Below are 23,065 nucleotides of genomic sequence, written 5' to 3'. Positions count from 1 at the left end.
GTGTGGGCGCAGGGCGTGACCGCAGGTGGGCGGAGGGTCGCTCCTCTCCCCGGGACGAGGGGCGGGTTGCCCCCGGGTGTGACAGTGGAGGGGTGACCACGCTCCACCCGGTCCGGCCGGTTGCTCCCCCACCCGGCCGCGGAGGGTCCTCGGGGGGCGAGGCGCCGGGCACCGCCGGGGAGGGCACCGCGGTGGAGGGCACGCCGGTCCACGGCTCGGCCGCCGCGCACGGGTCCGCGAACTCCGCGAGCAGCGGGTCCCCGGACGTCGTGCCGCCCGGTGCCGAGTTGCTCGCGGACCTGCTGGCCGGCACCCCGGAGGAGGAGTCCCCGGTCACCCACGTGCACCGGCTGGCGGTGCGGGAGAGCCTGACCCTGCCCTGGCCGGAGTGGGTCGAGCCGGGCCTGCGGGAGCGGCTGGAGCAGCAGGGCGTCCGCGAGCCGTGGCGGCACCAGGTGGAGGCCGCCCAGCTCGCCCACGACGGCACCTCGGTGGTGGTGGCCACCGGCACCGCGTCGGGCAAGTCGCTGGCCTACCAGCTGCCCGCGCTGACCCGCCTGGCCGAGGACCCGCGCGCCTGCGTCCTCTACCTCGCGCCGACCAAGGCGCTGGCCCGCGACCAGCTGGCCTCGGTCGCCGCGCTCGCCGACCCGTCGGTGCGGCCGGCCGCCTACGACGGCGACACCCCCGCCGAGGAGCGCGACTGGGTGCGCCGGCACTCGCGGTGGATCGTCACCAACCCGGACATGCTGCACCGCGGCGTGCTGCCGGCCCACCAGCGCTGGTCCTCGACGCTGCGCCGGCTGGCCTACGTCGTCGTCGACGAGTGCCACGCCTACCGCGGGGTCTTCGGCTCGCACGTCGGGCACGTGCTGCGCCGGCTGCGCCGCATCTGCCGCCGCTACGGCGCCGACCCGGTGTTCGTGCTGGCCTCGGCGACCGTGGCCGAGCCGGCCGCGGCGGCCGGCCGGCTGGTCGGGGCGCCGGTCGTGGCCGTGACCGACGACGGCTCCCCGCGCCCGGGCGCGACCTTCGCGCTGTGGGAGCCCCCGCTCACCGAGCAGACCGGCGAGCACGGGGCGCCGCTGCGCCGGTCGGCCGCCGCGGACACCGCCGGGCTGCTGGCCGACCTGGTCGAGCGCGGCGCGCGGACGCTGGCGTTCGTCCGGTCCCGGCGCAGCGCCGAGTCGGTGGCCGAGCAGGCCCGCCGGCTGCTGGCCGACCGGGGCCGCAGCGACCTGGTGCGCCGCGTGGACTCCTACCGCGGCGGCTACCTGCCCGAGGAGCGGCGCGAGCTGGAGCGGGCGCTGTCCGCCGGCGAGCTGCTCGGCGTGGCCACCACCAACGCCCTCGAGCTCGGCATCGACATCGCCGGTCTCGACGCCGTGGTGCTCGCCGGCTACCCCGGCACGCTGGCCTCCCTCTGGCAGCAGGCCGGCCGCGCCGGGCGGGCGCAGCGCGAGTCGCTGGTCGTGTTCGTGGCCCGCGACGACCCGCTGGACCACTACCTGGCCCACCACCCCCGCGCGGTCTTCGGCCGGCCGGTCGAGGCGACCGTCACCGACCCCGCCAACCCCTACGTGCTGGGGCCGCAGCTGTGCTCCGCGGCGGCCGAGCTGCCGCTGACCCCCGAGGACCTGCCCGACTTCGGCGGCCCGGTGGCCGAGGCGCGGCTGGAGGAGCTCGTCGCCGCCGGCGACCTGCGGCGGCGCCCGGCCGGCTGGTACTGGGCCGGGCGCGGGCGCCCCGAGGTCGACATCCGGGGTAGCGGCGGCGAGCCGGTGGCGATCATCGAGGGCGACACCGGCCGGCTGCTGGGCACCGTGGACGGCGGGGCGGCGCACTCCACCGTGCACACCGGCGCGCTGTACGTGCACCGCGGGGAGACCTTCGTCGTCGACGAGTTCGACCCCGAGGACGCCTGCGCCGTCGTGCACGCCGAGAGCCCGGAGTGGACCACCGTGGCCCGCGACGTCACCGACCTGTCGGTCGTGGACGTCGAGCGCACCCGGCGGCTGGGCACGGTCACCGCGCACACCGGCGTCGTGGACGTGACCAACCAGGTCGTGGCCTACCAGCGCCGGCGGGCCGGCACCGGCGAGGTGCTCGCCGAGTTCCCGCTGGACCTGCCGCCGCGCCAGCTGCGCACCCGGGCGGTGTGGCTGACCCTCGACGCCGACGCGGTCGCCCGCGCCGAGGTGGACGACCTGGCGTTGCCCGGGTCGCTGCACGCGGCCGAGCACGCGGCGATCGGCATCCTGCCGCTGCTGGCCACCTGCGACCGGTGGGACCTCGGCGGGCTGTCCACCGCGCTGCACCCGGACACCGGGACCGCGACGGTGTTCGTCTACGACGGGCACCCCGGCGGCGCGGGCTTCGCCGAGCGGGGCTTCGCGGCGCTGCGACGCTGGCTGCGGGCCACCCGCGCCACCGTCGCCAGCTGTGAGTGCGAGAGCGGCTGTCCCTCCTGCGTGCAGTCGCCCAAGTGCGGCAACGGCAACGACCCGCTGGACAAGGCCGGCGCCGTGCGCGTGCTCGACGTCGTGCTCGACGAGCTGGCCGCGGCCGAGGACACCGCGGACGCCGACGACGTGGAGGAGTCCGACGTCGAGGGCACCGCGCACGTGGTGCCGACCGGCCCGGTCCGGGGGCTGCTGCGGCGGCCGGGCACCGGGCGGGCCGCTCCCCGGCCCGAGCCCGCCGCGGAGCCGGACGCCGACGGACCCGCCGCGGACGCCGGCGCCGGCCACGTCGAGGACGGCCTCGTCTTCTGAACCCGCGGGCGGGGCCGGCCCGGCGCGGGCGACCGCCTCGGCGCGGCGGGCGCCCAGCGGGCCGAGCGGGACGGTGACCGCCACCCGGACGTCGACGACCGCGCCGTCCCCGACCGTGCAGGCGACCAGGTCCGCGCCGTTGGCCCGTGCCACCTCGGCGGCGGCCGCGCACACGGCCGGGTCCCCGCTGACCGCCCGCGCGGCGGCGGCGAGCGCGGCGAGGTCGGCCGCGGACCCGGCGCGGTGGCGGGCGACCGCCGCCGCGCCGACGAGGACCGCGGCCAGCCCGACGAGCGCGAGCACGCCGGCCAGGGCCACCGTCCACACCGTCGCCGAGCCCCGCTCCCGCCCGCTCACCCCGCGGCCACCCCGGGCTCCAGCCGGGCGACCGCGCTCGCCCCGACCCCGACGGCCGGGCCGACGCCCAGCGGAGCCACCGACGCGCCGACGGTGACCCGGACCTCCTCCCCCGCGACGACCACCGCGGTCACCGCCCCGTCCGGCGCCACCCGGGCGGCGAGCGCCCGGACCTGCGCCGCGTCCTCCCCGCGGGCGGCGGCCCGGGCGCCCTCCCGCGCGGCGTCCACGCAGCGCAGGTGCGCGCCGACCACGACGACGGCGGAGACGACGGCCGCGAGCACGAGCACCAGCACGGGCAGCACGACGGCGGCCTCGGCGGTGACCATCCCGGCCTCCCGCCGGTCCGGGGACACCGTGCGGCGGCGCACGGTCAGGAGAGGGCGCCGAGCGCGGACTCGACCAGGTCACCGAGCGCGCTGACGACCGAGCCCCCCGTCACCACGCGGTAGAGGACCGCGGCGAAGGCGCAGGCCGCGACCGTGCCGACGGCGTACTCGGCGGTGCTCATGCCCGCCTCGGCGGTCGCGCGGACCCGGGCCCAGCGGCGGGCGAGCCCTCGCCGGCCGCGTCCCGCGGGAGTCTGCTCGGTCGGGTCCTCGGCGGGCGGGTGGTCGGTGGTCACGGCTCCTCCTCGGGTCGGGGGCCCCGGTCGCGGGGCGCGCCCCGACCCTCGCCGCGCCGGGCGCTCCCGCCGGCGTCCACCCGCAGGCTGTGGACGGCGGGCCGCCTGTGGACGGCGCTGCGGCGGGTGTCGGCGCTTCCGCTTCAGGTGGTGCCGGCAGATGCCGAATCAGCGAGGAGGTGGCGCGGACGCGTCACCGGCAGGCCGGGAGGAGGACCCGTGGCGCACGGCACCGACCGCCCCGAGGGCCGCCCCCTCGTCCTGGCCGGCTACGTCGTCGCCCTCGCCGCCGCCGCCGTCGCGTTCGGGCTCGACCCGACCCTCGGCGTCGTCGCCGGTGCGCTCAACGTGGTGTTCGGCGTCTACTTCTGCCGGCACCTCGCCTTCGCCGTCGCGGCCGCCCGCTGGGCCGAGCGCGACCTGCTCGCCGCCGACGTCGGCCTGGACACCTACACCCCGCCGGTCGCGGTGCTCGTCGGCTGCAAGAACGAGGAGCTCGTCGTGGACGGGATGGTGTCGGCGCTGCTCGCGCTGGACTACCCGGCCGACCGGCTCACGCTCGTCGTCGTCGACGACGGGTCCGACGACGCGACCGGCGCGAAGCTCGACGCGTGGGCCGCGCGCGAGCCGCGGTTGCGCGTGCTGCACCGGCCGTCCGGCGCCGGCGGGGGGAAGTCCGGCGCGCTCAACGAGGCCCTCGACCTGGTCGACGCCGAGGTCGTGCTGGTCTTCGACGCCGACCACGAGCCCGAGCCCTCATCGCTGCGCCGGCTGGTCCGGCACTTCCGCGACCCGGTGGTCGGGGCGGTCATGGGCCGGTGCGTGATCCGCAACGGCAAGGACTCCTCCATGGCCGGCGTCGTCTTCGTCGACTACCTCTCCGGCTACCTGGTCAACGAGTACGGCCGCCAGGCGCTGTTCGAGCTGCCCGCCTACGGCGGCGCCAACTGCGCGGTGCGGATGAGCACGCTGCGCGCGCTCGGCGGCTGGAACCCCGAGACGGTCACCGAGGACACCGACCTCACGCTGCGCGTCCTCATGGCCGGGCAGCGGGTGCGCTACGACGTCTCGGCCATCGACTTCGAGGAGGCGGTGGTCAGCGCCCAGCGGTTCTGGAAGCAGCGCTACCGCTGGGCCCGCGGCCACCAGAAGTGCCTGCGCGACCACTGGCGGCCGCTGGTGCGCTCGCCGCACCTGTCCCCGCTGGAGAAGGTCGAGACGACGCTGTTCCTCGGCGTTTACCACGTGCCGATGCTGTCCGGGCTGGGCCTGCTGCTCACCGTCCTGCGCGCGTTCGGCATCGGGGACCTGCCGGTCGTCGGGCTGCTGCCGCTGTCGATGCTGCTGTTCATCGGCCCGCTCGCCGAGCTGTGCGTCGGGTTGCTGGTCGGCCGGGTGGAGCGGCGGTCGGCCTGGCGGCTGCTGGGCTTCCTGCCCGCGTTCGCGCTGTCGATCTGGATCACGTCCCGTGCCTACGTCGACGGGATGCTCGGGCGGCCCTACAGCTGGGTGAAGACGAGCCGGTCCGGCGCCACCTCGACCGTGCTGCCGGCAGCACCTGCCGTCGCGGTGGCCGCCACCGATCCCGTCGCGGCGGAGCTCGCCGGCCGGCCGCCGTCGTTCGCCGCCACCCCCGGGGAGCAGCGGTGAGCGCCGCCGGCCTCGCGGCTCCGCCCGTCCGCCGGCGGGCATGGCGGGGGACGAACCGCCGGCTGGTGCCGGTGCTGCTCGACCTCGCGCTCGCCGCCGTGATCTGCGTGCTCGGCTTCCGCCACCTGTCCGGCCCGCTCCAGGTGGTCGAGGCGGCCGGCGTGGCGACGGTGCTCGGCTGGATCGCACCGGGCCAGGTCTCGGGCGTGCTGCCGCAGCACGTGCTGCTCTTCCCCGGCGACGGCGGGATCATCGACGCGGTCGTGACGGCGTCGTGCTCGTCGGTGCTGTCGGTGCTGGGGCTGACCGCGCTGACCGCGGTCGTGCTGCGCAGCCGCAAGCTGCACGCCGTCGGGGGGCTGCTGGTCGCCGTCGCGGCGCTGCTGCTGCTCAACCACGGCCGGCTGCTGCTGTCCGCGGGGGCGGGCCTGCTGTGGGGCGAGGGTGCGCTGGTCCTCTTCCACGACTGGGTCGGCACGGTGTGGAACCTGGTCGCCACCCTCGGCGGCTTCCTGCTCATGGTGTGGATCACCCTGCCGGCCCTCGAGCGTGCCGAGCAGGACGTATCGGGCCGGCACACCGCCCGCCGTCCCGACAGCTGGGCCCGTCCGGGCCTGGGCTACCGCGACCCGGAGGGTGACGAGCGGCGCGCCCGGCGGCGGCGCACCACGGTCACCGGGCTGCTGCACCGCCACGTCTACCCCCGCCGGCTGTCGGCCTGGCTGGCCGCCCGCCGCGAGTCCGCGCGCGTGGACTACCGGCTCGGCCACCTGCCCCCGGACCACCGGGCCGAGCGCGTCCGCGAGCTGGCCGCCGACGGCCTCGGCGCGCACGGCGCCTCGCTCGTGGCCGTGGCCACCTACGAGACCGACCTCGCGGTCCTGGACTGCCTGGCCGAGTGCGTCGCCGCGCGGCAGTGGGAGCCGGTCACCGACACCCGGGTGGCCGCGCTGCGGCTGTGGGCGCGGGGGTGGCTGCTGGCCCGGCCGGCCGTCGACGACGGCCTGTCCTCCCGGCCGGTTCCGGCGCAGCCGACGGTCCCGGTCGCGCGGATCGCGGTGCCGCCCACCGGCCGCCCGGCCGCGCCGCCAGCCGCCTCTCCCGCGCCGGCGCCCGGTCCCGCTGCCCCGCACCCCGCCAGCTTCGCCCGCCCGCACGACTCGGAGACGCCCCGGTGACCTCGACCCTGCACCCCGCGCCCGCGCCCCCGTCCGGCGGCCGGCACGCCGACCCGGACGCGGCGCGCCCCGCCGTCCTCGTCACGGGGGCGGGTGGCCCGGCCGGGGTCGCGGTCGTCCGCCGCCTGGTCGCCCTGGGTCACCGGGTGGTCGGCGTGGACGCCGACTGGACCGCCGCCGGCGCGGCGCTGGCCACCGTCGGCGCGGTCGTCCCCCGGGCGGACCACGTGCGCTTCGTCGACGCCCTCGTGTCCCTCGCGACGACGCACGGCGCGGACGCGCTGATCGGCACGGTCGCCGAGGAGCTGCCCGCCCTCATCGCCGGCGCGGAGCAGCTGGCCGCGGCCGGGGTGGCCACCTGGCTGCCGTCGGCGGACAGCGTGGAGCTGTGCTGCGACAAGGCCGCGTTCGCCCGCACGCTGCGCGACGCCGGCGTCCCCCATCCCGCGACCACCGACACCCCCGCCGGGCTGGTGCGGGTCCCGGGCCCGTGGGTGGTCAAGCCGCGCGCCGGGCGCGGCAGCCGCGGCGTCCGGCTGCTCGACGCCCGCTCCGCCGTGGCCGACGCCCTCGCCGAGGACGCCTCGCTCATCGCGCAGACCCGGCTCGAGGGGCGCGAGTTCACCGCCGACGCCCTCGTCGGCCGCGACGGTGGGCTGCTCACCGTGGTGCCGCGCTGGCGCGACGACACCCGGGCCGGCATCTCGGTCAAGGGCACCACCTTCGACTCCCCCACCGTCACCGACGTGGTCGCCGGCGCGCTGGAGGCGGTGCGGCTGACCGGCCCGGCGAACGTGCAGGGCTTCGTCGGCGACGACGGCCGGGCCACCGTGGTCGAGATCAACCCGCGGTTCTCGGGCGGGCTGCCGCTGACGCTGGCCGCCGGCGCCGACGTCGTGAGCGCCCACCTCACCGGCATCCGCGACCCGCAGGCCCGGCTGCCGCACCTGTGGTTCACCCCGGGCGTGCGGATGAGCCGCTACTTCGCCGAGACCTACACCGCCGAGGACGGCACCCCGGTGACCGACCCGTGCGCCGCGCAGGCGGTGTCCGCGTGAGCCGCCGCAGGCACGTCCTGGTGCCCTTCGGGACCCGCCCCGAGGTGGTCAAGCTCGCCCCGGTGGTGGCCGCCCTGACCGCCGCGGGACACCGGGTCGACGTCGTGGACACCGGCCAGCACACCGACCCCGCGCTCTCCACCCGGCTGCAGGAGACCCTCGGCCTCGCGCCCACCTGCCGGTTCGTGCTGCCGGCCGACGACCCCGCCGCCCGGTACGGCGCGCTGCACGCCGACGCCGCCCGGGCGGTGGCCCGGTTCCGGCCCGACGTGGTCCTGGCGCTGGGCGACACGAACACCGTGCCCGCCTACGCGCTGGCCGCCCGCGGCGCCGGCGTGCCGTTCGCCCACCTCGAGGCCGGGCTGCGCAGCCTCAACCCGCGCAGCGTGGAGGAGGTCAACCGGCGGGTGGCCGCGGCGGTGGCCGCCCTGCACCTGGCCCCGACCCGGCGGGCCGCGGCGTTCCTCGCCGCCGAGGGCGTGCCCGCCGAGCGGGTGTTCGTGGTCGGCAACCCGGTGGTGGACACGCTCGTCGCCCGCGGAGTCCGCCCGGTGCCGGTGGCGCAGCGGTCCGGCGTGCTGGTGACCGCGCACCGCCCCACCAACGTCGACGACCCGGTGCGGCTCGAGCGCCTGGTGGGCGTCGTCCGCGCGCTGGCCGACCGGGTCGGGCCGGTGACCTTCCCGGTGCACCCGCGGACCGCGGCCCGCCTGGCGGACGCCGGCATGGACGCCGAGCTCGACCACCCGGCGATCACCCGCAGCGGCCCGGTCGACCACGACACCCTGCTGGCCGCGCTGGCCTCGGCCCGGCTGGCGGTCACCGACTCCGGCGGCATCCAGGAGGAGGCCGCCTACCTGGGCGTCCCGGTGGTCGTGCTGCGCGGCTCGACGCCGCGGTGGGAGGGGGTCGAGGCCGGCACCACCACGCTGGCCGGCCTGGCCGACGACTGCGCCGCCGACGCCGTCCTGGCCGCGGCCGCCGCGCACACCAGCGCTGCGGGGCAGGCCCGCGCCGCCGGCCTGCCCTGCCCCTACGGGGACGGCACCACCGGACCGCAGGTGGCGGCCGTCCTCGCCGACGAGGCCACCGACGCCCTGCTGGCGCTGGGCGAGCCCGACTTCACCGACGGCCGGCTGCCCTGGTGAGCACCGTGCCGGGGTGGGACGGCCCGCCGCCGCTGGCCGTCGTCGTCGACCTGGACGACACCCTCTACCCGCAGGCCGCCTACCTGGCCGCGGCCGCGGCGGCCGTCGGGACCGCCGCCGGCGCCGCCGGGCTGGACGGCGACGCGGTGCACGCGGCGCTCGTCGCGGAGCTGGCGGCCGGGTCCGACGCCGGCGGGACGATCGACCGCGCGCTGCTCGCCGCCGGGGTGCCCGCCGGCGCCCTGGCCCGGCTCGTGCCGCCGCTGGTCGCCGCGTTCACGGCGTGCGCGCCGGAGCGGCTGGATCCCTACCCCGGCGTCCGCGAGGCCCTCGCGGCGCTGGCCGGCGCCGTGCCGGTCGGCTGCCTCACCGACGGCAACCCGGCCATCCAGGCGGCCAAGCTCGCCGCGACCGGGCTCGGCCCGCTGCTGACCGCGGTGCTGGTCACCGACACCCTCGGCGGCCGGGCCGCGCGCAAGCCCGCCCCGCAGGGGCTGCTCGCCCTCGCCGCGCGCCTGGGCGTCCCCGCCGACCGGGTGCTGGTGATCGGTGACCGCCCCGGCAAGGACGTCGCCGTCGCCGCGGCCGTGGGCGCGCGGGCGATCCGCGTCCGGCAGGGCGAGTACGCGGCGGCGCCTGACGTCCCCGCCCCGTGGGCGGCGACCGGCTCGTTCCCCGAGGCCGCGGAGCTCGCCCTCGCGGTGGCAGCCCGGGCCGTCGCCGTCTGACGGGTTGCGCACCACCGGATCTCCCCCCGACGGGGGAGGTCCGGTCGCCACGCTGGAGGGCGCCGCCGGCGGCGCCGATGGACAGGTGTCGGGCGGGGAGGCCGCCCCTGGCGAGCAGAGGACGGCGGCCGTGGACGGCACGACGACGAGGGGCCCCGGGCGCAGCGTCCTGGCCATCGGCGCCCACCCCGACGACATCGAGCTCGGCTGCGGCGGCGCACTGATGGCGCACGTGGCGGCCGGGGACACGGTGACCATGCTCGTGATGACCGGGGGCGAGAACGGCCCCGGCGACGACGGCCAGATCGCCGGCCGGCGCGCCGAGCAGCAGCGCGCGGCCGAGCTGATCGGCGCGCGGCTGGCCTGGGGCGGGCTGCGGGACTGCGAGGTCGTGGCCGACTCGGGCACCGTCCGCCGCATCGAGCAGGTGCTGCGGGAGACCGCCGCCGACCTCGTCTACGTGCACGCCCCCGACGACAGCCACCAGGACCACCGCGCCATCGCCGCCGCCACCCTGGGCGCCGCCCGGCGCCTGCCGCGGGTCCTGCACTACCAGAGCCCCTCCACGCTGGCCTTCGCGCCGAGCGTGTACGTCGACGTCACCGCGCACCTCGCCGGCAAGCTCGACGCCCTCGCCGCGCACGCCTCCCAGGTGGAGCGCTCGGCGATGGTCGAGCCGGACGCCGTCGTGGCCTCCGCCCGCCACTGGGGCGCGCAGGCCCGCATCGGCTACGCCGAGGCCTTCCAGCCCACGCGGATGGTGCTCGACCTCGCCCCGGCCGCGCCGGCGGTCCCCGCGTCGGTCCCCGCGGCCTGGGCGCTCGTGCCGGCCCACACCTCCGCGATGCCCGCCGGCCGCCGCTGACGGCCCTCACCCCCGGAGTCACCCGAACACCTGGCCGGCGATGCCGATGACCATCGGCGCGATGCCCAGGCACACGAACGCCGGCAGGAAGCACAGCCCGAGCGGCGCGAGCACCCACACCCCCGCCCGGCGCACGCCCGCCTCGGCCCGGCTCCGCGCGGCCGTCCGCGCCTCCGCCGCCAGCACGCGCAGGGCCGGCACCGCCGCCGCTCCCGACTCCCCCGCGCGCACCAGGACCCGGCCCAGCCCGGCCAGCTCGGGCGGCACGTCGTGCCACGCCGTGCGGGGCGCGGCCCCGAGACGCAGCCGGCCGGCGACGTCGGCCAGCGCGGGACCCAGCGGTCCCGGCACGGCCGCCGCCACCGCGGCGAGCGCCGCGCCGACCGGCAGCCCGGCGCCGAGGCAGACACCGAGCAGGTCGCAGGCCACCGGCAGGTCGGCGGCCAGCGGCGCGGGCGCCGGCCCCGCGCCGGGCGCCCGCCGCAGCCACCGGTCGGCGAGCACCGCCCCGACCGCTCCCAGCACCACCCCGGCCGCGCCGCCGACGAGCAGGGCCGTGGCGGCACCGGCGAGGACGGGGAGCACCAGCCGCCGGAGCGGGCCGGGAGTCCCCTCCGGCGGCCGCTCCGGCACGGCGGGCGCGCCGAGGGCACGCAGCCGGGCCGTGCGGCGCACCGCCGGTGTCGGCCACGCGGCCAGCGCGCCGGCGAGCGCCAGCAGCACCGACGCCTGGGCTCCCGCGGCGCTCACCGCAGCGCCCGCCGGACCAGCCGCGCCGACCAGGCCAGCCCCGCCGCCTCCAGCGCCACCCCGGCGACGAGCAACGCCTGCCCGGGCACCGTCGTGGTGAGCACCGCCCACGGGTCGGCGCCGATGCCGCTGCCCATGGCGAGCGCCAGCAGCGGCAGCCCGGCCAGCAGCGCGGCGCTGGCCAGCGGTCCGGCGGTCACCGAGCGCAGCTCCTCCCGCTGACGCCGGCGGGCCCGGAGGTCGTCCTCGACCGCCCCGGCGACGGCGGCCAGCGAGCACCCCGTCCGGCTGCTGAGCTCGACCGCCGCCGCGAGCCGCCCGTGCGCCCGGCCGAGCTCCGACCTCGCCTCCGCCGGCACGGTGGCCGGCGCACGGAGGGCACGGGCGAGCGCCCGGGCGCCGTCGGGATCGGGGACCACCGCCACCACCGCCGCGGTCGCCGCATCGAGCGGCCGGCCGCTGCGCAGCTCCGCGGCCAGGGCGGCCAGGGCGTCGGCGAGGACGTCGAGGTCCTGCTCGTCCCGGCGCAGCGCGCGCCGCCGGGCACCCGCCCGGGCGGCCCCGGCGGCGGCCGCACCGGCCAGGACGGCGACCAGCGGCGGGCCGGCCAGCGCCCCGGCGGCGGCTCCCGCGACCGCGGCGACGACCGGCCAGGACCGCGGAGCCGCGACCAGCGGCCCCCGTACCGGGCGGCGCGCCCCGGTGAGCCGGCGCAGCCGCGCCCGCCGTCGGGCCGCCCCGCCGGGCCACAGCAGCAGCGCCAGGGCGCCCGCCGCCAGCGCCGCGGTCACGCCGTCCCGCCGTCGAGGAGGGCGGCCAGCCGGTCCGCGCCGGGACACGGGCCGCCGTCGGCCCGCCAACCGGCGTCGACGGCCACGAGGTCGCCGTCGCGGCGCACCACCCCGACCTCCGCCACCCGGCGGCCCGCCGGGGTGCGCCGCAGGTGCACGACCACCGCGAGCGCGGCCGCGGCCTGGCTGTGCACCGCCCGCCGGTCCAGGCCGGCCGCCACGCCCAGCGCCTCGAGCCGCGCGGGCACCTCCCCCGGCCGGTTGGCGTGCAGGGTGCCGCAGCCGCCGTCGTGCCCGGTGTTGAGCGCGGCCAGCAGGTCGGTGACCTCCGCGCCGCGGACCTCGCCGACCACCAGCCGGTCGGGCCGCATGCGCAGTGCCTGGCGCACGAGGTCGCGCAGGGTCACCTGCCCGGCGCCCTCCACGTTCGGCGGGCGGGTGAGCAGCCGGACGACGTGCGGGTGCGCCGGGGTGAGCTCCGGCGCGTCCTCGCAGAGGACCACGCGCTCGCCCGGCGGCACCTCGCCGAGCAGCGCCGAGAGCAGCGTGGTCTTGCCCGACCCGGTGCCCCCGGTGACCAGGAAGGCCAGCCGCCGCCGGAGCACCGCCCGCAGCAGCGCCTCCGACCTCCCCGGCAGCGTCCCGCGCGCGGCGAGCTCGGCCAGACCGAGGGAGCACCGCCGCAGCACCCGCAGCGACAGGCAGGTGCCCGCGGCCGAGACCGGCGGCAGCACCGCGTGCAGCCGGGTGCCGTCGGGCAGGCCCGCGTCGACCCACGGCGCGGCGTCGTCGAGGCGGCGCCCGGCGCTGGCGGCCAGCCGGACCGCGAGGCGGCGGACGGCGTCCTCGTCGGGGAACCGCACGTCCGCGGGTTCCAGGCCGCTCCCCCGGTCCACCCACACCTCGGCCGGGCCGTTGACCAGCACGTCGGTGACGCCGGACGCCCGCAGCAGCGGCTCCAGCGGCCCGGCTCCGGCCAGCTCGGCGACCGCGTCACGCACCGCGGCGAGGACGTCGGTCTCGCCGAGCAGGCCGGCCTCCTCGCGCACGAGCGCCGCCACCGCGGCCCGGCTCGGCGGCCCCGGCTCCAGCGCCAGCCGGGCGCGCACGCGCTCGACCAGCGGCAGGCCGCTCACGCCGCCCGCTCCGGCCGGGACAGCTCACCGAGCAGCCGGCGGACGAGCGCGCCCAGCGGGCTGCGCGGCGCCACCGACGGCGGCTCGCCGCGCTCGCCCCGGGGCAGCGCGCCGCGGTCGTGCCCCAGCTCGGCGAGCACCGGCCGCCCGGCCACGGCGGCCACCTCCGCGGCGGACAGGCCGCCCGGGACGGTGCGCACCACCAGCCGGGCTGCCGACCAGGGCGCCCCCGCCACCAGCGCCCGGGCGGCCGAGGCGGCGCGCAGCCGGGCGGGCACGACCAGCAGCGCCAGGTCGGCCTCGGCCAGCACCGCCTCCGCCGCCGGGTCGGGCGCCGCCGTGCGCGGCAGGTCCACCACCACCGGCAGCCCACGGTCCCGCGCGGCGTCGACGACGGCGGCGAGCGCCTCGGCCGGCACCGGCGCCGGGTCGTCGCGCGCCGCGGCGAGGACGTGCACCCCGGCGGCCGTGGGCAGCGCGGCGAGCAGCGCGTCCCCGTCCACCCGGCCGCGCACCCCGGTCAGCTCCGGCCAGCGCAGCCCCTCGGCGTCCTCGGCGCCGAGCAGCAGGTCCAGCCCGCCGCCCCACGGGTCGGCGTCGACCAGCAGGACGCCCTCGCGCCTGGCGGCGGCCACGGCGAGGGCGGTGGCCAGCGTGCTGGCGCCCGCCCCGCCGCAGCTGCCGCCGACGACGGCCAGCCAGCCGCGCGCCACCGGCGACCGCCCCGCCTCCCCCGCCCGGGCGGCCAGCCACGCCTCGTCGTCGGGCAGCACGGCGACGCGCTCGGCGCCGCGCTCCACCGCGGCCGCCCAGGCCGGCGCCGGCAGGGCGCTGGGCGCGACGACGACCACGCCCGGGCGGCGGGGCAGGGCGCGCACCGCCGGGCTGTCGAGGACGTCCGCGCCGAGCAGCACCAGCGCGGCGTCCCGGTGGGCGCGGCGCAGCGCCGTCCCGCCGGTGGCCACCTCGGGCTCGGTGCCGGCGGCGGCGAGGACGCGCAGGACGTCGTCGAGGAGGTCCTCGTCGGCGCAGACGACCAGCGGACGGGACGGCGGGGGGACCGGACGCGGGGGCACGCGCCGGAGCCCATCGCGGACGGCCGGTGCGCGCGTGCCGGACCGGGCAACTGTGGACGACCCGAAAGGGTGTGGACGGAGTTGCGAGACCCGTCACACCCGGGACGTCCGCTTACAGTCGTGAACCGTGACGCACGCCGCGGCGTTCTTCGACCTGGACAAGACCGTCATCGCCAAGTCCAGCACCCTGGCCTTCGGTCGTCCCTTCTTCGCGGGCGGGCTGATCAACCGCCGCGCCGTGCTCAAGGGCGCCTACGCGCAGTTCGTCTTCTCCCTCTCCGGCGCCGACGCGCAGCAGATGGAGCGGATGCGGGCGCAGATCACCGACATGGCGACCGGCTGGGACGTCGCGACGGTGCACGAGATCGTCCGGGAGACGCTGCACGAGGTCGTGGACCCGCTGGTCTACGCCGAGGCGGCCGACCTCATCGAGTCCCACCGGGCGGCGGGGCGGGAGATCGTCATCGTCTCCAGCAGCGGCGCGGAGATGGTGGAGCCGATCGGCGAGATGCTCGGCGCCGACCGGGTGGTGGCCACCCGGATGGTGACCGTCGACGGCCGCTACACCGGCGAGATCGAGTTCTACGCGTACGGGGAGAACAAGGCCGAGGCGATGCGGCGGGTGGCCGCCGAGAACGGCTACGACCTGGCCGACTGCCACGCCTACAGCGACTCGGTCACCGACCTGCCGATGCTCACCGCGGTCGGGCACCCGACGGCGGTCAACCCCGACCGGGCGCTGCGCAAGGTGGCCGCCGAGCGCGGCTGGCCGGTGCTGGAGTTCACCCGGCCGGTGTCGATGCGCTCGCGCTTCGCCGTGCCGCCGGCGCCGGTGGTCACCGGCGCCGCGATGGGCGTGGGCGCGGCGGTCGCCGGGCTGGCCTGGTACGCGCGGCGGCGGTCGCTGCGCACCGTGCCCGCCGTGGCGGCCGCTGCGACCGCGGCGGCCCCGGCCGCCGCCCGGTGGCGGCGCCGGGGCGCCTGAGCGCCCCCCGATCGGGCCTCGCCCGCTCAGACGCCCAGCCGCCCGCGCAGCCCGTCCACCCGCTCCCGGACGCCGTCGACCAGGGTGCGGACGCCGGACACCGGGGTGAACGCGCGCGCCGCCGCGGTGAGCGCCGCCTGCTCGTCGGGCCGCAGGTCGACGTCGCCGGCCGCGGCGTTGGCCTCCACCTGCTCCACGCTCGAGGCGCCGGGGATGACCACCACCCGGGGCAGCGAGACCAGCCAGGCCAGCGCGATCGTCCCGGGCCGGACCCCGTGCGCGGCGGCGACCTCGCGCAGGACGTCGAGCAGCGGCTGCGCGCGCCGCAGGTTCTCCGTGCCGAACAGCGGGTTGGCCGCGCGCACCCCGCCGGGCCGGTTCTCCACGCCGTACCGGCCGCCGAGCAGGCCCTGCGCCAGGGGGCTGTAGGCGATGACGACGCGCCCCTCGCGCTCGGCGAAGGGCACCAGGTCCTCGAGCGCCCCGGGCCGGACGAGGGAGAACTGCACCTGGTTGGTGAGGACCGGCCGGCCCAGCGCCGCGTCGGCCGCCCGCCAGCGGGCCAGGGAGTAGTTCGAGACGCCGGCGGCGCCGATGCGGTCCTCGTCGAGCAGCTGCCGCAGGCCCGGCATGACCACGCTGTCGGGGACGACCGGGTTGGGCTGGTGCACCTGGTACAGCGGGATCCGCGTCAGGCCCAGCCGCCGGGCGCTGCCCTCGAACCGGGACCGGACCACGGGCGGGAACGGCGCCACCGGGAAGACCTTCGAGGCGACGACGACCTCGCCGCGCTCCTCCCCCAGCGCCTCGCCGAGGATGCGCTCGCTGCGGCCGAAGCCGTAGATCTCCGCGGTGTCGAACAGCGTGACGCCGAGGTCCCGCGCCCGGCGGACGACGTCACGCGCGGTGCCCTCGGCGTAGCCCTCGCCGTAGCCCCACTCGCGGGACCCGAACTGCCAGGTGCCCAGCCCGATCCGGCTGACCCGGCCGAGCCCGTCGACGTCGAGGTGGCGCATCCCCTCACTGTGCGCCGCGCCCGCACCGGGCGCAGGGCGGGCCGGTCAGCCGCGCAGGATCGCCTCGGCGATGGCCAGCCCCTCGCGGGCGCCGAGCTCGGTGGCGCGGCAGCAGTGCACCAGCCAGGCGGCGACGCCGTCGGGTCCGCCCGCGGCGTAGCCGGCCAGCCGGTCGCGGTAGGCGTCGGCGCCCAGCTCGACGAAGCCGACCTCGGGCACCGACACGGCCTTGGGGTCCAGGCCGCGGCCGATGGTGGTCAGCCGGGCGGCCGCCCGGGCGACGACGCCGTCGGCGGTGCCGAAGGGCGCCAGGGCCGCGAGCTCGCCGTGCACGAGTCCGGCCACCAGCACCGCGGGGACGGTCGAGGTGCCGGTCACCACCTGGAACAGGCCGGTCAGCCGCGGGCCGGCGTGCGGGCCGGGGCGGCCGAGACCGGCGCGGTCGGTGAGGTCGGCGGCGGCCAGCACGTGCAGCCGGGCGAGCACCTGCCCGGGGGCCTTCGCCCACGTGTCGACCAGCGAGCCCAGCCCCACCGACACCCGCAGCGAGCCCTGCACGACCGGGTCGTCGACCGAGCCCGCGCGCAGGTCGGCCAGCGGGACGTCGACGCCGTCCAGGGCCGCGGACGCGCGGGCCCCGCGCAGCGCCGACTCGGTGCTGACCTCGGCCGACCGGTTGCGCATGAGCCGGTGGGCCAGCAGCCGGTCGATGCCGGCGCGGGCGGCGTCGGCGGCCTCCCGGACCCCGGGGAGATCGAGCAGCGGGGCCAGCGGGTCGGGGCCGGTCGGCGCGGCGGCGGGACGGCCGGCGCCGGGACGGACGGGGATGGTCACGTCCCGACGGTACGAGCACCGGCCCCGGGGCCCGCGCCCGCCTGCCCTACGCTCGGCGACCACCATGGCCCGCCCGCTCACCCTCCTCCTCGTCCGGCACGGGCAGAGCACCTGGAACGCCGCCGGGCTGATGCAGGGCCAGACGGCGCACGTCCCGCTCACCGACCGGGGACACGACCAGGCGCGGGCCGCGGCCCGCGAGCTCGCGGCGCTCGGGCCGGGCGCGATGCTGTCCAGCGACCTGCTGCGGGCGGTGCAGACCGCCGAGCACTGCGCCGCCGCGACCGGTCTGGCGTTCACCACCACGCCGGCGCTGCGCGAGCAGGGCTACGGCGTGCTCGAGGGGCGGCCGTCGCGGGAGCTGTGGGACGTCGTCGACTGGACCGACCCGCGCTGGGCGGCCGAGGGCGGGGAGAGCCTGGCCGACCTGCACGCCCGGGTCGCGGCCCTCCTCGGCCGGCTGCGGGCGGACCCGCCGGCGGAGGTCGTCGCGCTGGTCACCCACGGCGACACCATCCGCGCCGCCCGGGCGGTCGCCGCCGGGCTGGGCCCCGCGGAGATGCCGGCTGTGACGCCGCACAACGGCACGGTCACCCGGCTGCAGCTCGCGGGGGCGGTCGGCTGATGGCGCGGGTGCTGGTGCTGGGCGGGTCGCGGTCGGGGAAGTCGGCGCACGCCGAGTCGCTGGTGGCCGACCGGCCCGGCGTCGTCTACCTGGCCACCTCGGCACCGGCGCCGGACGACGCCGAGTGGACCCGGCGGGTCGCCGCGCACCGCGCCCGCCGGCCGGCCGGCTGGACGACGCTGGAGACCACGGCGCCCAGCGACCTGCTGCGCGGCGGGACGGTGCTGGTCGACAGCGTGACCACGTGGGTCGCGGCGCTCATGGACGAGACCGGCGTGTGGACCGACGGGCCCGCCGCCCTCGACCGGCTGGCCGGGCGGGTCGACGCGCTGGTCAACGCCTGGGCGATGACCCCGGCGCACGTGGTGGCGGTCAGCGACGAGGTGGGTCTGGGCGTGGTGCCGGAGTCCCGCGCGGGCCGGCTGTTCCGCGACACCCTCGGCGAGGTCAACCAGCGACTGGCCGGCACCGCCGACGAGGTGTGGTTCGTCGTCGCCGGGCTGCCGCAGCGGCTGCGGTGACGCACCGGCCGAGGTGGGCCGGCCCGCTGGAGTCGGTCGCGCTGCTCACCGTGGTCCGCGTCCCCGCCGCCGGGACGACGTCCACCCGCGGGGTGCTGCCGTGGGCGCCGCTGGTCGGGCTGGCGCTCGGCGGGGTCGCGGCCGGGGTCGGCGTGCTCGGCGCGCACCTGGTGTCCCCGCTGACCGGTGCCGTGGCGGCGCTCGCCGTGCTCGCCTGGCTGACCCGGGCGCTCCACCTGGACGGGCTGGCCGACACCGCCGACGGTCTGGGTCCGCTGCGCGGCCGGGAGCGGGCGCTGCAGGTCATGCACCAGGGGGACGTCGGCCCGTTCGGGGTGGTGACGCTGGTCCTCGCCCTGCTGCTGCAGGCGGCGGCGGGGGCGGCGCTGCTGGCGGCCGACGGCGGCTGGCTCGCGCTGTGGACGGCGGTGGTCGTGGCGCGGCTGGCGATGGCCCGCACCGGGCTGCCCGGCACGCCGACGGCCGAGGGGTCGTCGCTGGGGCAGGCGGTGGCCGGCACGGTGTCGGCGCCCTGGCTCGCGGGGTGGGGGCTGCTCGTGGTCGGCGGTGCCGCCGCGACGGGGTGGGCGGCCGGCGGCCCGGGGACCGCGGCGGCGCTGGGCGGGGCCGCGGTGGCCGGCCTGCTCGCGGCCGAGCTCGTCCACGCCCGCGCGACGGCCCGGCTCGGCGGCGTCACCGGGGACGTGATGGGCGCGATGGGCGAGGCGGCAGCGACCGTCGTCCTGCTGGTCGCCGCCGCCTCGGTGCCCTAGCGGCGGATGGTGCTGTCCGTGGGGGCTTCAGCCCCCGCGGTTCAGCGGCGGCCGGTCAGCGAGCCGAGCAGGCGGCCCAGCCCGCCGGAGGCGGCGGTCGTCGGCGTGCCGCGGCCGAAGCGCCGGGTCGGCGTCGGGGTCGCCATCCGCGAGCGCCCCATGCCGCGGCCGGACGGCATGCCGCGCCCGGCGGTGCCCCGCCCCATCCCGCGTCCGGTGGCGCGGCCGGCGGCGGCGCGGCCCCCGGCGGCTCCGCGACGAGCCGTGGTCTCAGCAGTGCCCAGGAGTCGGTTCAGGATGCCCATGGAGATCGACTACCCGGCGAGCGGCCGCGTGAACCGGGCGATCGGCCCTCCTGCAGGGGCCGGCCCCGAGCTCGCGAGCGGTGCGGGGGCAGGAGGGTCCCCCTCAGGCTGGCGCTCCCGACTGGGCCGGCGTCCCACCGCCCTCGAGGTCGCCCTCGGTGTCGAGGTAGGCCTGCCGCAGCCCGGCCAGCAGCTCCGGGTCCGGCTCGGCCCACATGCCCCGGTCGACGGCCTCCAGCAGCCGCTCGGCGATGCCGTGCAGCGCCCACGGGTTGGACCGCTCCATGAACTCGCGGTTCTCCGGGTCGAGCACGTAGGTCTCGGTGAGCTTCTCGTACATCCAGTCGGCCACCACGCCGGTCGTGGCGTCGTAGCCGAACAGGTAGTCGACGGTCGCGGCCAGCTCGAAGGCGCCCTTGTAGCCGTGCCGGCGCATTGCCGACAGCCACTTGGGGTTGACCACCCGCGCGCGGAACACCCGCGAGGTCTCCTCGGTCAGCGAGCGGGTGCGCACCTGCTCCGGCCGGGTCGAGTCGCCGATGTAGGCCGCCGGCGCGCGCCCGGTCAGCGCGCGGACCGTCGCCACCATCCCGCCGTGGTACTGGAAGTAGTCGTCGGAGTCGGCGATGTCGTGCTCGCGGGTGTCGACGTTCTTCGCCGCCACCGCGATCCGCCGGTACGCCGCCTCCATGTCCGGCCGGGCCTGCACGCCGTCGAGGTCGCGGCCGTAGGCGTAGCCGCCCCACACCGCGTACACCTCGGCGAGGTCGGCGTCGCCGCGCCAGTCCCGGGAGTCGATCAGCGACAGCAGCCCCGCCCCGTAGGCGCCGGGCTTGGAGCCGAACACCCGGGTGGTGGCCCGCCGCCGGTCGCCGTGCCCGGCGACGTCGGCGTCGACGTGGGCGCGGACGAAGTTCTGCTCGGGGGACTCGTCGAGGGCGGCCACCAGCGTCACCGCGTCGTCGAGCATCGTCACCACGTGCGGGAAGGCGTCCCGGAAGAAGCCGGAGATGCGCACGGTGACGTCGATCCGCGGCCGGCCGAGCTCGTCGAGCGGCACCGGCTCCAGCGACGTCACCCGCCGCGAGGCGTCGTCCCACACCGGGCGGACGCCGAGCAGCGCGAGCACCTCGGCGACGTCGTCGCCGGAGGTCCGCATCGCCGAGGTCCCCCACACCGACAGCCCCACCGAGCGCGGCCACTCCCCCGTGTCGGCGCGGTAGCGCTCGAGCAGCGAGTCGGCCATCGCCTGGCCGGTCTCCCACGCCAGCCGTGACGGCACCGCGCGCGGGTCGACCGAGTAGAAGTTCCGGCCGGTCGGCAGCACGTTGACCAGCCCGCGCAGCGGCGAGCCCGACGGCCCGGCCGGCACGTAGCCGCCGTCGAGGGCGTGCAGCGTGGCGTCCAGCTCGTCGGTGGTGCGCTCCAGCCGCGGCACCACCTCGTCGACGGCGAACCGCAGCACGTCCGCGACGGCGGAGTCCTCGCGCCCGAGCACCTCGCGCACCACCGGGCCGACGGCGCCGATCGTCCAGCCGGCCTCCTCCATGCCCGAGACCAGCGCGGCCGCCAGCGCCTCCACCTCGTCGGTGGCCGCGCGCCCGGCGGTGCCGTCCTCGGTCAGCCCCAGCGCCTCGCGCAGCCCGGGCAGCGCCACAGCGCCGCCCCAGATCTGCCGCGCCCGCAGCATCGCCAGCACGAGGTCCACCCGGTCCTGCCCCGACGGCGGGACGCCGAGGACGTGCAGGCCGTCGCGGATCTGCGAGTCCTTGATCTCGCAGAGCCAGCCGTCGACGTGCAGGATCATCTCGTCGAAGTGGTCGTCCTCCGGCCGCTCGGCGAGGCCCAGGTCGTGGTCGAGCTTGGCGGCCTGCAGCAGCGTCCAGATCTGCGCCCGGACGGCGGGCAGCTTGGCCGGGTCCATCGCCGCCACGTTGGCGTGCTCGTCGAGCAGCTGCTCCAGGCGGGCGATGTCGCCGTAGGAGTCGGCGCGCGCCATCGGCGGGACCATGTGGTCGACCAGCGTGGCGTGCGCGCGGCGCTTGGCCTGTGAGCCCTCCCCCGGGTCGTTGACCAGGAACGGGTAGACCAGCGGCAGGTCGCCGATCGCGGCGTCGGGCCCGCAGGAGGCCGACAGCCCCACGGTCTTGCCCGGCAGCCACTCCGTGTTGCCGTGCTTGCCGACGTGCACCAGCGCGTGCGCGCCGAAGACCGACCGCAGCCACCAGTAGGCGGCCAGGTAGTGGTGCGAGGGCGGCAGGTCGGGGTCGTGGTAGATCGCGATCGGGTTCTCGCCGAAGCCGCGCGGCGGCTGCACCATCACGACGACGTTGCCCGCCCGCAGCGCGGCGAAGACGATGGCCCGGTCGTCCCCGGAGCCGTCCACGAACAGCGACCCGGGCGCCTCGCCCCAGTGCTCGACCATCGCGTCGCGGAGGTCCTCCGGCAGGGTGTCGAAGAAGCGCCGGTACTCCGCGGCCGGGATGCGCACCGGGTTGCCCGACAGCTGCTCCTCGGTCAGCCAGTCGGCGTCCTGCCCGCCCGCCGCGATGAGCGCGTGGAACAGCGCGTCGCCGTCGAGGTCGGCCACGCCGGGCAGCGCGTCGGGGCCGTCGAACGGGCCGACGTCGTAGCCCTGCCCCTGCATGGCGGCCAGCAGCCGCACCACCGACGCCGGGGTGTCCAGGCCGACGGCGTTGCCGATCCGCGCGTGCTTGGTCGGGTAGGCCGACAGCATGAGCACGATCCGGCGCTCCGCGGGCGGGGTGTGCCGCAGCCGGGCGTGCGCCACCGCGGTGCCCGCCACCCGCGCCGCCCGCTCGGGGTCGGCGACGTAGTGCGTGAGGCCGTCGGCGTCGGTCTCCTTGAAGGAGAACGGCACGCTGATCAGCCGGCCGTCGAACTCCGGGATGGCCACCTGGTTGCCGACGTCGAGCGGCGAGAGGCCGTCGTCGTCGGCCAGCCACTCCTCCCGCGAGCGGGTCAGGCACAGTCCCTGGACCACCGGGACGTCGAGCGCGGCGAGCCGGCCGACGTCCCAGGCGCCGTCGTCCTCGCCGGCGGACGCCGTCGCCGGCCGGGAGCCGCCGGCGGCCAGCACCGTGACGACGAGCGCGTCGGCGGTGCGCAGCACCTCGAGCAGGTCGTCGGGGACGCTGCGCAGCGAGCTCACGAACACCGGCAGCGCCTGCCCGCCGGCGTCCTCGACCGCGGAGCACAGCGCCTCGACGAACGCGGTGTTCCCGGCCAGGTGGTGCGCCCGGTAGTAGAGGACGGCGATCCGCGGCCCGCTCCCCCGGCCCGCCCGCTCCACCACGCCCCAGTCCGGCGCCACCGACGGCGGCTCGAAGCCCTCGCCGGTGAGCAGCACGGTGTCGGACAGGAAGCGGTGCAGCTGCACCAGGTTGTCCGGCCCGCCCTGCGCCAGGTAGCCGTGCGCCTCGGTGGCCACCCCCATCGGGACGGTGGACAGCTCCATCAGCTCGGCGTCGGGCACCTGCTCCCCGCCGAGGACGACGACCGGCGCGGGCCCGGCCAGCAGCGGCGCGAGCACCTCCTCGTACTGGCGGCGCACGCCGAGGATCCGGACGACGACGAGCCGCGCGCCCGCGGTCAGCTCCGCGATGCCGTCGGCGCCGAGGCGGGCCGGGTTGCCCAGCCGCCAGTCGGCGCCGCTGGCGCGGGCGGAGAGCAGGTCGGTGTCACTGGTGGAGAGCAGGGCGAACACGCAGCGTCCTCACTCGGGGTCCGCGCCCCGGGCCGTCGGGCACGGCAGCCGGAGTGTCTGGCTCCCCCGGTTCCCCGGGGTCACAGTGGCGGGACCGCGCCGGGCTCGCACCGGCTTCCTGCACGCACTGCCGTGATGGGGAG

The 23,065-nt window shown here is 78.6% G+C and carries 21 protein-coding genes, 1 pseudogene and 1 riboswitch; of the genes and pseudogenes, 11 read left to right on the top strand and 11 right to left on the bottom strand.

What is annotated here, in order from left to right:
- The first annotated feature begins 92 nt into the window (after positions 1-92).
- Positions 93-2,774, top strand: coding sequence for a DEAD/DEAH box helicase (locus tag ACI8AK_RS08200; RefSeq protein WP_456955812.1), 2,682 nt, complete (start codon positions 93-95; stop codon positions 2,772-2,774).
- A gap of 27 nt (positions 2,775-2,801) precedes the next feature.
- On the opposite strand, the pseudogene ACI8AK_RS08195 reads toward ACI8AK_RS08200, so the two are convergent.
- From ACI8AK_RS08195 to ACI8AK_RS08185, 3 genes and pseudogenes are all read right to left on the bottom strand, one after another.
- A pseudogene (locus tag ACI8AK_RS08195) lies at positions 2,802-3,131 on the bottom strand (Rv3654c family TadE-like protein); the annotation flags it as partial.
- Positions 3,128-3,460 carry a TadE family type IV pilus minor pilin gene (locus ACI8AK_RS08190; RefSeq protein WP_387987271.1) on the bottom strand — a complete coding sequence of 111 codons (333 nt, stop codon included), beginning with the start codon at positions 3,458-3,460 and terminating at the stop codon, positions 3,128-3,130. The gene ACI8AK_RS08190 and the pseudogene ACI8AK_RS08195, both read right to left, overlap by 4 nt.
- A gap of 44 nt (positions 3,461-3,504) precedes the next feature.
- Complete coding sequence (locus ACI8AK_RS08185) at positions 3,505-3,756, bottom strand: DUF4244 domain-containing protein (protein WP_387987272.1); 252 nt, start codon at positions 3,754-3,756, stop codon at positions 3,505-3,507.
- Positions 3,757-3,975: 219 nt separating this feature from the next.
- Between ACI8AK_RS08185 and ACI8AK_RS08180 the strand changes: the two genes are divergently transcribed.
- The 6 genes from ACI8AK_RS08180 to ACI8AK_RS08155 all read left to right on the top strand — a co-directional run bounded on the left by ACI8AK_RS08180 (position 3,976) and on the right by ACI8AK_RS08155 (position 10,383).
- Positions 3,976-5,406, top strand: coding sequence for a glycosyltransferase (locus ACI8AK_RS08180; RefSeq protein ID WP_456955810.1), 1,431 nt, complete (start codon positions 3,976-3,978; stop codon positions 5,404-5,406).
- Positions 5,403-6,584 carry a hypothetical protein gene (locus ACI8AK_RS08175; RefSeq protein WP_456955808.1) on the top strand — a complete coding sequence of 394 codons (1,182 nt, stop codon included), beginning with the start codon at positions 5,403-5,405 and terminating at the stop codon, positions 6,582-6,584. The genes ACI8AK_RS08180 and ACI8AK_RS08175 overlap by 4 nt, the downstream gene beginning before the upstream one ends.
- The gene (locus tag ACI8AK_RS08170; protein ID WP_387987276.1) at positions 6,581-7,642 is read left to right on the top strand and encodes an ATP-grasp domain-containing protein; all 1,062 of its coding nucleotides are present in this window, start codon (positions 6,581-6,583) and stop codon (positions 7,640-7,642) included. The genes ACI8AK_RS08175 and ACI8AK_RS08170 overlap by 4 nt, the downstream gene beginning before the upstream one ends.
- Positions 7,639-8,790: a non-hydrolyzing UDP-N-acetylglucosamine 2-epimerase gene (gene wecB, locus ACI8AK_RS08165; RefSeq protein ID WP_456955806.1), complete on the top strand. Its 1,152-nt coding sequence runs from the start codon at positions 7,639-7,641 to the stop codon at positions 8,788-8,790. Before ACI8AK_RS08170 ends, wecB begins: the two co-directional genes overlap by 4 nt.
- A complete protein-coding gene (locus ACI8AK_RS08160) occupies positions 8,787-9,518 on the top strand; it encodes an HAD family hydrolase (RefSeq protein WP_387987279.1) in 732 nt (243 codons plus the stop codon). Before wecB ends, ACI8AK_RS08160 begins: the two co-directional genes overlap by 4 nt.
- Positions 9,519-9,648: 130 nt before the next feature.
- Positions 9,649-10,383: a PIG-L deacetylase family protein gene (locus tag ACI8AK_RS08155; RefSeq protein WP_387987281.1), complete on the top strand. Its 735-nt coding sequence runs from the start codon at positions 9,649-9,651 to the stop codon at positions 10,381-10,383.
- Between the two features lie 18 nt (positions 10,384-10,401).
- Here the strand turns inward: ACI8AK_RS08155 and ACI8AK_RS08150 are convergent, their stop codons facing one another.
- From ACI8AK_RS08150 to ssd, 4 genes are read right to left on the bottom strand one after another with little or no spacing between them, the layout of a single operon-like run.
- Positions 10,402-11,133, bottom strand: coding sequence for a type II secretion system F family protein (locus tag ACI8AK_RS08150; RefSeq protein ID WP_456901745.1), 732 nt, complete (start codon positions 11,131-11,133; stop codon positions 10,402-10,404).
- Positions 11,130-11,924: a type II secretion system F family protein gene (locus tag ACI8AK_RS08145; protein ID WP_456955804.1), complete on the bottom strand. Its 795-nt coding sequence runs from the start codon at positions 11,922-11,924 to the stop codon at positions 11,130-11,132. Before ACI8AK_RS08145 ends, ACI8AK_RS08150 begins: the two co-directional genes overlap by 4 nt.
- Positions 11,921-13,060, bottom strand: a complete 1,140-nt coding sequence (locus ACI8AK_RS08140; protein WP_456955802.1) for a TadA family conjugal transfer-associated ATPase — start codon at positions 13,058-13,060, stop codon at positions 11,921-11,923. The genes ACI8AK_RS08145 and ACI8AK_RS08140 overlap by 4 nt, the downstream gene beginning before the upstream one ends.
- The gene (gene ssd / locus ACI8AK_RS08135; RefSeq protein ID WP_456955800.1) at positions 13,057-14,136 is read right to left on the bottom strand and encodes a septum site-determining protein Ssd; all 1,080 of its coding nucleotides are present in this window, start codon (positions 14,134-14,136) and stop codon (positions 13,057-13,059) included. The genes ACI8AK_RS08140 and ssd overlap by 4 nt, the downstream gene beginning before the upstream one ends.
- 127 nt (positions 14,137-14,263) lie before the next feature.
- On the opposite strand from ssd, the gene ACI8AK_RS08130 reads away from it, so the two are divergent.
- Positions 14,264-15,121, top strand: coding sequence for an HAD family hydrolase (locus ACI8AK_RS08130; RefSeq protein WP_387987289.1), 858 nt, complete (start codon positions 14,264-14,266; stop codon positions 15,119-15,121).
- Between the two features lie 26 nt (positions 15,122-15,147).
- Here ACI8AK_RS08130 and ACI8AK_RS08125 read toward each other — a convergent pair whose 3' ends face one another.
- The gene (locus tag ACI8AK_RS08125; RefSeq protein WP_387987291.1) at positions 15,148-16,137 is read right to left on the bottom strand and encodes an aldo/keto reductase; all 990 of its coding nucleotides are present in this window, start codon (positions 16,135-16,137) and stop codon (positions 15,148-15,150) included.
- A gap of 45 nt (positions 16,138-16,182) precedes the next feature.
- On the bottom strand, positions 16,183-16,971 hold the full coding sequence (locus tag ACI8AK_RS08120; protein ID WP_456955798.1) for an oxidoreductase: 789 nt from the start codon (positions 16,969-16,971) through the stop codon (positions 16,183-16,185).
- A 64-nt stretch (positions 16,972-17,035) separates the two neighbouring features.
- Here ACI8AK_RS08120 and ACI8AK_RS08115 point away from each other — a divergent pair, with 64 nt between their 5' ends.
- From ACI8AK_RS08115 to ACI8AK_RS08105, 3 genes are read left to right on the top strand one after another with little or no spacing between them, the layout of a single operon-like run.
- Positions 17,036-17,596, top strand: a complete 561-nt coding sequence (locus ACI8AK_RS08115; protein ID WP_456955796.1) for a histidine phosphatase family protein — start codon at positions 17,036-17,038, stop codon at positions 17,594-17,596.
- Entirely contained in the window at positions 17,596-18,117 is a 522-nt protein-coding gene (gene cobU, locus ACI8AK_RS08110) for a bifunctional adenosylcobinamide kinase/adenosylcobinamide-phosphate guanylyltransferase (protein WP_387987295.1), read from the top strand. The genes ACI8AK_RS08115 and cobU overlap by 1 nt, the downstream gene beginning before the upstream one ends.
- Complete coding sequence (locus ACI8AK_RS08105; protein WP_387987297.1) at positions 18,114-18,890, top strand: adenosylcobinamide-GDP ribazoletransferase; 777 nt, start codon at positions 18,114-18,116, stop codon at positions 18,888-18,890. The genes cobU and ACI8AK_RS08105 overlap by 4 nt, the downstream gene beginning before the upstream one ends.
- Before the next feature lie 41 nt (positions 18,891-18,931).
- On the opposite strand, the gene ACI8AK_RS08100 is transcribed toward ACI8AK_RS08105, so the two are convergent.
- Complete coding sequence (locus ACI8AK_RS08100) at positions 18,932-19,096, bottom strand: hypothetical protein (protein WP_387987299.1); 165 nt, start codon at positions 19,094-19,096, stop codon at positions 18,932-18,934.
- Positions 19,097-19,298: 202 nt separating this feature from the next.
- Complete coding sequence (cobN, locus tag ACI8AK_RS08095; protein ID WP_456901750.1) at positions 19,299-22,922, bottom strand: cobaltochelatase subunit CobN; 3,624 nt, start codon at positions 22,920-22,922, stop codon at positions 19,299-19,301.
- A gap of 52 nt (positions 22,923-22,974) precedes the next feature.
- Positions 22,975-23,042, bottom strand: a riboswitch (cobalamin riboswitch).
- Positions 23,043-23,065 lie beyond the last annotated feature (23 nt).

It is taken from the genome of Geodermatophilus sp. SYSU D00867 (genome assembly GCF_054050315.1).
This window is presented reverse-complemented; position numbering and strand designations above follow the sequence as displayed.

What these genes read in the sequence shown, in the direction of transcription:
- ACI8AK_RS08115 (WP_456955796.1), top strand. Translation starts at nt 17,036, where the DNA reads ATGGCCCGCCCGCTCACCCTCCTCCTCGTCCGGCACGGGCAGAGCACC.
- ACI8AK_RS08190 (WP_387987271.1), bottom strand. Translation starts at nt 3,460, where the DNA reads ATGGTCACCGCCGAGGCCGCCGTCGTGCTGCCCGTGCTGGTGCTCGTG.
- cobU (WP_387987295.1), top strand. Translation starts at nt 17,596, where the DNA reads ATGGCGCGGGTGCTGGTGCTGGGCGGGTCGCGGTCGGGGAAGTCGGCG.
- ACI8AK_RS08100 (WP_387987299.1), bottom strand. Translation starts at nt 19,096, where the DNA reads ATGGGGCGGGGCACCGCCGGGCGCGGCATGCCGTCCGGCCGCGGCATG.
- ACI8AK_RS08125 (WP_387987291.1), bottom strand. Translation starts at nt 16,137, where the DNA reads ATGCGCCACCTCGACGTCGACGGGCTCGGCCGGGTCAGCCGGATCGGG.